Origin of the sequence: Methylorubrum podarium, from assembly GCF_022179745.1 — a bacterium.
Taxonomy (GTDB): domain Bacteria; phylum Pseudomonadota; class Alphaproteobacteria; order Rhizobiales; family Beijerinckiaceae; genus Methylobacterium; species Methylobacterium podarium.
Genome location: NZ_BPRD01000555.1, coordinates 1 through 7,676, shown reverse-complemented (window position 1 = coordinate 7,676; position 7,676 = coordinate 1). Strand labels below are relative to the sequence as shown.

Annotated in this window: 8 protein-coding genes; all 8 read left to right on the top strand. The window is 67.0% G+C overall.

The genetic code is table 11. The features are described from left to right. Positions 1-412: complex I subunit 1/NuoH family protein (locus tag MFF42_RS23445; protein ID WP_238258158.1), on the top strand; the 412-nt coding region annotated here is incomplete at its 5' end. A gap of 25 nt (positions 413-437) precedes the next feature. Next, on the top strand, positions 438-926 hold the full coding sequence (gene nuoI / locus MFF42_RS23440; protein WP_238258157.1) for an NADH-quinone oxidoreductase subunit NuoI: 489 nt from the start codon (positions 438-440) through the stop codon (positions 924-926). A 117-nt stretch (positions 927-1,043) separates the two neighbouring features. After that, positions 1,044-1,664: an NADH-quinone oxidoreductase subunit J gene (locus MFF42_RS23435; protein ID WP_238258155.1), complete on the top strand. Its 621-nt coding sequence runs from the start codon at positions 1,044-1,046 to the stop codon at positions 1,662-1,664. A gap of 5 nt (positions 1,665-1,669) precedes the next feature. Beyond that, complete coding sequence (gene nuoK, locus MFF42_RS23430; RefSeq protein ID WP_003598182.1) at positions 1,670-1,975, top strand: NADH-quinone oxidoreductase subunit NuoK; 306 nt, start codon at positions 1,670-1,672, stop codon at positions 1,973-1,975. A gap of 52 nt (positions 1,976-2,027) precedes the next feature. Continuing rightward, positions 2,028-4,172 carry an NADH-quinone oxidoreductase subunit L gene (gene nuoL / locus MFF42_RS23425; protein WP_238258153.1) on the top strand — a complete coding sequence of 715 codons (2,145 nt, stop codon included), beginning with the start codon at positions 2,028-2,030 and terminating at the stop codon, positions 4,170-4,172. After that, the gene (locus MFF42_RS23420; RefSeq protein WP_238258151.1) at positions 4,172-5,755 is read left to right on the top strand and encodes an NADH-quinone oxidoreductase subunit M; all 1,584 of its coding nucleotides are present in this window, start codon (positions 4,172-4,174) and stop codon (positions 5,753-5,755) included. The genes nuoL and MFF42_RS23420 overlap by 1 nt, the downstream gene beginning before the upstream one ends. Further along, a complete protein-coding gene (nuoN, locus tag MFF42_RS23415; protein WP_238258150.1) occupies positions 5,752-7,191 on the top strand; it encodes an NADH-quinone oxidoreductase subunit NuoN in 1,440 nt (479 codons plus the stop codon). The genes MFF42_RS23420 and nuoN overlap by 4 nt, the downstream gene beginning before the upstream one ends. Before the next feature lie 5 nt (positions 7,192-7,196). Beyond that, positions 7,197-7,676: lipoate--protein ligase family protein (locus MFF42_RS23410; RefSeq protein WP_507763118.1), on the top strand; the 480-nt coding region annotated here is incomplete at its 3' end.

The following is a 7,676-nucleotide window of genomic DNA, read 5'->3' as shown; positions in this document are numbered from 1 at the left end:
CGTCTCGGCGCTGGCCGAGACCAACCGCCCGCCCTTCGACCTGCCGGAGGCCGAGTCGGAGCTCGTGGCGGGCTACATGGTCGAGTATTCCTCGACCCCGTACCTGCTGTTCATGCTCGGCGAGTACGTGGCGATCATGACCATGTGCGCGCTCGGCACCGTCCTCTTCCTGGGCGGCTGGCTCTCGCCGATTCCGTTCGTGCCCTTCACCTGGGTGCCCGGCGTGATCTGGTTCGCGCTCAAGGCCAGCTTCCTGTTCTTCATGATCGCCATGGTGAAGGCCATGGTGCCCCGCTACCGCTACGACCAGCTCATGCGGCTCGGCTGGAAGGTCTTCCTTCCGCTCTCGCTGATCTCGGTCATCGTCGTCGCCTTCGTCCTCAAGCTCACCGGCCTCGCGCCGGGCGCTTGAACCTCACGAAATTGGAGATCGCGCCGTGCAGCTCGATCAGGTCGCCAGAAGCCTTCTCCTGAAGGAGTTCGTGTCGGGGTTCTTCCTCGCCATGAAATACTTCTTCAAGCCGAAGGCCACGATCAACTACCCCTTCGAGATGGGCCATCGCGGACCGCGCTTCCGCGGCGAGCACGCGCTGCGCCGCTATCCCAACGGCGAGGAGCGCTGCATCGCCTGCAAGCTCTGCGAGGCGATCTGCCCGGCCCAGGCCATCACCATCGAGGCGGGCCCCCGCCGCAACGACGGCACGCGGCGCACCACGCGCTACGACATCGACATGGTGAAGTGCATCTATTGCGGCATGTGCCAGGAGGCCTGCCCGGTGGATGCCATCGTCGAGGGGCCGAACTTCGAGTTCTCGGTCGAGACCCGCGAGGAGCTGCTCTACGACAAGCAGAAGCTGCTCGAGAACGGCGATCGCTGGGAGCGCGAGATCGCCCGCAACATCGCGATGGACGCGCCCTACCGCTAGTCCGCCGCCGGTTGTGCCTTGCACAGCCCAGTTCTATAGACGGGCCGCCGCCTGCGGCCGAGGGTCCACCGAGGCAGAAGGGAGCCGCTCGACCGAGCGGCCGATGCTGAAAATCGCATGACCGCAGCCGCCGCCTTCTTCTATCTCTTCGCGGGCCTCGCCGTGGCCTCGGGCTTCATGGTGATCGCTGCCAGGAACCCGGTCACCTCGGTGTTGTTCCTGATTCTCGCCTTCGTGAACGCCGCCGGGCTGTTCGTGCTGATGGGCGCCGAGTTCCTGGCGATGATCCTCGTCGTCGTCTATGTCGGCGCCGTGGCGGTGCTGTTCCTCTTCGTCGTGATGATGCTCGACGTGGACTTCGCCGCCCTCCGCCAGGGCTTCCAGCGCTACCTGCCGATCGGCGGCCTGATCGGGGCGATCTTCCTGATCGAGTTGCTCCTCGTCGTCGGCACCTGGACTATCGATCCGGGCCTCGTGCAGGCGCCGCTCGGCCGCGCCGCCCACGGCGAGACCGCCACCAACACCGAGGCGCTCGGCCGGGTGCTCTACACGGACTACGTCTACGCCTTCCAGATCGCCGGCCTGATCCTGCTGGTGGCGATGATCGGCGCGATCGTACTGACCCTGCGCGAGCGCACCGGCGTGAAGCGCCAGAACATCTCCGTGCAGAACGCCCGCACCCAGGCGATGGCGGTCGATACCATCAAGGTGCCCTCGCGGCAGGGCGTGGAGGTCTGAGGCCGATGATCGGATTGAGCCACTACCTGACGGTCGCCGCGATCCTGTTCACGCTCGGCGTGCTCGGCATCTTCATCAACCGCAAGAACGTCATCGTCATCCTGATGTCGGTCGAGCTGATCCTGCTCGCCGTGAACATCAACCTCGTCGCCTTCTCGACCCACCTCAACGACATCACCGGACAGGTCTTCGCCCTGTTCGTGCTGACGGTCGCCGCGGCCGAGGCCGCGATCGGGCTCGCGATCCTGGTGGTGTTCTTCCGCAACCGCGGCTCCATCGCCGTCGAGGACGTGAGCATGATGAAGGGCTGACGGCTCCCCCGCGCCGCCCCTTCGTCCGCCTGCTGCGAGGCAATCGAATTCTATGTATCACGCGATCGTCTTCTTCCCGCTGATCGGTGCCCTGATCGCCGGCCTGTTCGGCCGGCGCATCGGCGCGCGGATGAGCGAGCTCGTGACGACGGGCTGCCTCGCCTTCGCAGCCCTGCTGTCCTGGGGCGCCTTCTTCCTCGTCACCGGCGACGGCCGCGCCGAGACGGTGCCCGTCGCGCAATGGTTCTCGGCCGGCGACCTCGTGGTCGACTGGGCCTTCAAGGTCGACACGCTGACGGCGGTGATGCTCGTCGTCGTGACCTCGGTCTCGACCCTCGTGCACCTCTACTCCATCGGCTACATGCACGAGGATCCGCACCGGCCGCGCTTCTTCGCCTACCTGTCGCTGTTCACCTTCGCCATGCTGATGCTGGTGACCGCCGACAACCTCGTGCAGATGTTCTTCGGCTGGGAGGGCGTCGGCCTCGCCTCCTACCTGCTGATCGGCTTCTGGTACGAGAAGCCCTCGGCGAATGCGGCGGCGATGAAGGCCTTCATCGTCAACCGCGTCGGCGATTTCGGCTTCTCGCTCGGCATCTTCCTGGTGTTCGTCCTCACCGGTTCGGTGGGGTTCGACGCCATCTTCGCCAAGGCGCCGGAGCTGAAGGACGCGACCTTCCACTTCCTTGGGGCTGACTGGCACGCCCTGACGCTCGCCTGCCTGCTCCTGTTCATGGGCGCCATGGGCAAGTCGGCGCAGTTCCTGCTGCACACCTGGCTCCCCGACGCGATGGAGGGCCCGACCCCGGTCTCGGCGCTCATCCACGCCGCCACCATGGTCACCGCCGGCGTGTTCATGGTCGCCCGCCTGTCGCCGCTGTTCGAGCTGGCGCCGACCGCGCTCACCGTCGTCACCGTCATCGGCGGCATCACCGCCTTCTTCGCGGCGACCGTCGGCCTCGTGCAGAACGACATCAAGCGGGTCATCGCCTACTCGACCTGCTCGCAGCTCGGCTACATGTTCGTCGGCCTTGGCGTCGGGGCCTACGCCACCGGCGTGTTCCACCTCTTCACCCACGCCTTCTTCAAGGCGCTGCTGTTCCTCGGGGCCGGCTCGGTCATCCACGCGATGCACCACGAGCAGGACATGCGGAACATGGGCGGCTTGCGCCCCTACATCCCCTTCACCACGGCGATGATGACGATCGGCACGCTCGCGCTGATCGGCTTCCCCTTCACCGCCGGCTACTATTCCAAGGACGCGATCATCGAGGCGGCCTACATGTCCGACCGCCCGGGCCACGTGCTGGCGTTCCTCGCCACCGTGATCGCCGCGCTGATGACCTCGTTCTACTCCTGGCGGCTGTTCTTCCTCACCTTCGAGGGCCCGCAGCGCTGGGCGGCGCACGGCGCCCACGGCCACGACGCGCATGACGATCACGCGCATGACGACCATGCGCACGCCGATCACGGGCATGGCGCGCACGCCCACGCGGCGACCGCGCACCAGGCCGACGGCGCGCCGGGCCACCACGAGGGCGTTGCCCACGACGACAAGGGACACGACGTCGAGCCCACCTCGCACAGCGCGATCGAGCATCACGACGACCACGCCCACAAGCCGCACGAGAGCCCGCTCGTGATGACGATCCCGCTCGGCATCCTGGCGTTCGGTGCCCTGTTCGCCGGCCTGATCTTCAAGGACCGCTTCATCGGGCACGACATGGACAAGTTCTGGGGCCACGCGCTCCCGCACGGGTCCGGCAACGACATCATGCACAAGATCCACGACGCGCCGGGCTGGGTCGCCGCCTCGCCCTTCGTGATGCTGGTGCTCGGCTTCCTCCTGGCCTTCTGGATGTATCTCCGCCGGCCCGACATGCCGCACCGCCTCGCCGAGTCTCAGCCGATCCTGTACCGCTTCCTGCTCAACAAGTGGTACTTCGACGAGATTTACGACCGGATCTTCGTGCGGCCGGCCAAGAACTTCGGCCTGTTCCTCTGGAAGGAGGGCGACGGCCGCATCATCGACGGCTTCGGCCCGAACGGCATCTCGGCGCGCGTGGTCGATATCACCCGCGGCATGGTCCGCCTGCAGACCGGCTACGTCTACCACTACGCCTTCGTGATGCTCGTCGGGGTCGCCGGCCTGATCACCTGGTACCTCGTCTCCGGCGTGCCTGGGGGGACCCACTGATGCTCGGCCTCGGTCTTCTCTCCGGGCTCCTGATCGTCCCGCTCGCGGGCGCCGCCTTCATCCTGACCCTGGGTGAGGAGACGGCGGCGGTGAAGCGCAACGCCCGCTGGGCGGCGCTGATCACCACGATCGTCACCTTCCTGCTCTCGCTGGTGGCCTGGGCCCGCTACGACATCGCGAGCCCGAGCTTCCAGCTCGTCGAGAGCCATGCCTGGCTCGCCGAGACGATCCGGTTCAAGCTCGGCGTCGACGGCTTCTCGATGCCGCTGATCCTGCTGACCACCTTCCTGATGCCGTTCTGCATCGGGGCCTCGTGGCTCTCGGTCGAGAACCGGGTCAAGGAGTACTTCGTCGCCTTCCTCGTCCTCGAGACGACGATGATCGGCGTGTTCTGCGCCCTCGACCTCGTGCTGTTCTACCTGTTCTTCGAGGCCGGCCTGATCCCGATGTTCCTCATCATCGGCATCTGGGGCGGAAAGCGGCGCATCTACGCGAGCTTCAAGTTCTTCCTCTACACCCTGCTCGGCTCGGTGCTGATGCTGCTCGCCATCATGGCGATGTACTGGGAGGCCGGCACCACCGACATCCCGACGCTGCTCGCGCACCGCTTCCCCGTCGGCCTGCAATGGTGGCTGTGGCTCGCCTTCTTCGCGAGCTTCGCGGTGAAGATGCCGATGTGGCCGGTCCATACCTGGCTCCCCGACGCCCACGTCGAGGCGCCGACGGCGGGCTCGGTGATCCTGGCGGGCATCCTGCTCAAGATGGGCGGCTACGGCTTCATCCGGATCTCGCTGCCGATGCTGCCGGACGCCTCCGCCTCCTTCGCGCCGCTCGTCTTCGCCCTGTCGGTGATCGCGATCATCTTCACCTCGCTCACCGCGATGATGCAGACCGACATCAAGAAGCTGATCGCCTACTCGTCGGTGGCGCATATGGGCTTCGTCACGCTCGGCCTGTTCACCCTGAACGAGCAAGGCATCCAGGGCGCGCTGTTCCTGATGATCTCCCACGGCATCGTCTCGGGCGCGCTCTTCCTCTGCGTCGGCGTCGTCTACGACCGGATGCACACCCGCGAGATCGCGGCCTATGGCGGCCTCGTGAAGCGGATGCCGCTCTACGCCGCGGCGATGATGGTCTTCACCATGGCCAATGTCGGCCTGCCCGGCACGTCGGGCTTCGTCGGCGAGTTCCTGGCGATGATGGGCGCCTTCCGCACCAACCCGACGGTGGCGTTCTTCTCGGTCTTCGGCATCATCCTCTCGGCCGGCTACGCGCTTTGGCTCTACGCCCGGGTGATCTACGGCAAGCTCGACAAGCCGAACCTCCAGGGTATCCTCGATCTCGACCTGCGCGAGAAGATCATCATCGCGCCGCTCGTCGCGCTGACGATCTGGTACGGCGTCCATCCGGCCCCCGTGCTCGACACCTTCGCGCCCTCGACCGAGGCGCTAATGCAGAACATGCGCACGGCGCTCGCCAACACGCAGACCGCGGAAGCCGCCGCCAAGGCCGCGAAGCTCGCGGCGGCGGACAACATGGCTGGACCCGAGTCCCAGAAAACCATCGAGGCCGCCGCGCGATGACCCCGATCCAGTCCGTCCTGCCGGCGATCACGCCGGTCCTGCCGGAGATCGTCCTGAGCGTCGGCGCTCTGCTGCTCGTCCTCTACGGGGCGTGGCGCGGCGAGCGCTCGTCCGAGGGCGTCAACGTCGGCGCGTTGATCCTCCTGATCTTCACCTTCTTCCTCGTCGTCTCGCAGACGGGCAACGTGACGACGCTGAACGGCGCCTTCATCGCCGACCCGTTCGCGCGGGTGATGAAGTCGCTGATCCTGATCGGCTCGGCAGCGACCATCCTGCTCTCGCGCGACTATTTCCAGCGCGAGCGCATCGACCGGTTCGAGTACCCGATCCTGATCGTGCTCTGCACCATCGGCATGCTGGTGATGGCCTCGGCCAACGACCTGATCTCGCTCTATCTCGGGCTGGAGCTGCAATCGTTGGCCGCCTACGTCATCGCCGCCTTCCACCGCGACGACGTGAAGTCCACCGAAGCCGGCCTGAAGTACTTCGTGCTCGGCGCGCTCTCGTCGGGCATGCTGCTCTACGGCGCCTCGCTGGTCTACGGCTTCACCGGCACGGTCTCCTTCCCCGGCATCGTGACGGCGCTGAATGGTCCGTCGAGCTTCGGCATCGTGCTCGGCATCGTGTTCGTGGCCGCCGGCGTCGCCTTCAAGCTCGCGGCGGTCCCGTTCCACATGTGGACGCCGGACGTCTACGAGGGCTCGCCGACGCCGGTCACCGCCTTCTTCGGCTCCGCGCCGAAGGTCGCCGCCATGGCGATGACGGTGCGCGTCTTCATCGGCGCCTTCCCCGACGTCACGGCGGTCTGGCAGCAGATCATCGTGTTCATCTCGATCGCCTCCATGGCGCTCGGTTCGTTCGCCGCCATCGGTCAGCGCAACATCAAGCGCCTGATGGCCTATTCCTCCATCGGCAATGTCGGCTACGCCCTGATCGGGCTCGCCGCCGGCTCGGAGGAGGGCGTGCGCGGCGTGATCATCTACATGGTGATCTACCTCGCGATGACGCTCGGCGCCTTCGCGGTGCTGCTGTCCCTGCGCCGCAAGGACAAGATGTTCGAGACGATCGACGATCTCTCAGGGCTCTCGCGCACCCATCCGTGGCTGGCCTTCTGCCTCGCCGCGATGATGTTCTCGCTGGCCGGCATCCCGCCGCTCGCCGGGTTCTTCGCGAAGTTCTACGTCTTCGCCGCCGCCATCAAGGCGGGGCTCGTCACGCTCGCCGTCGTCGGCGTGGTGACCTCGGTCGTGGGTGCCTTCTACTACCTGCGCCTCGTCAAGGTGATGTATTTCGACGAGGCCAGGGCTCCCTACGAGCGGATACCGCCGGGCTCGGCCATCGTGCTCGGCGTGTCGAGCGCGGTCGTGGTGCTGTTCTTCCTCGTCCCGGCCCCGCTGGTCGCGGCGGCGGGCGACGCCGCCAAGGCGCTGTTCTGAGGCGGATGCAGTTCCGGCTGAGCCAAGCCGCCCGGTCCGAGGGACACCGGCTTCACAGCCACGACCGGCTCGACTCGACCAACAGCGAGGCCCTGCGCCTCGCCCGCGGCGGCGAGGCGGGCCCGCTCTGGGTCACGACCCAACGCCAGGAGGCGGGCCGCGGCCGCCGCGGCAACGCGTGGACCTCGCCGGAGGGCAACCTCGCCGCGAGCCTGCTGCTGCCGGTGGCCGGCGTGGCGCCGGAGATGGTCGCGACGCTGGGATTCGTCGCCGGTTGCGCCCTCGTGGACGCGCTGCGCGATGCTTGCCGTGTTAGCCCCTCTCCCCGCACGCGGGGAGAGGGTCGCGACGACCCTGTCGTCGTCGCGACGAGCGGTAGCGAGGGTGAGGGGGCTTCGAAGGATGAGGCTCGTCCTGATGCGCCCCCTCACCACCGCCTGCCGGCTCGCTTCGGCGACGACGGGGTCGCCGAAGCCCTCTCCCCG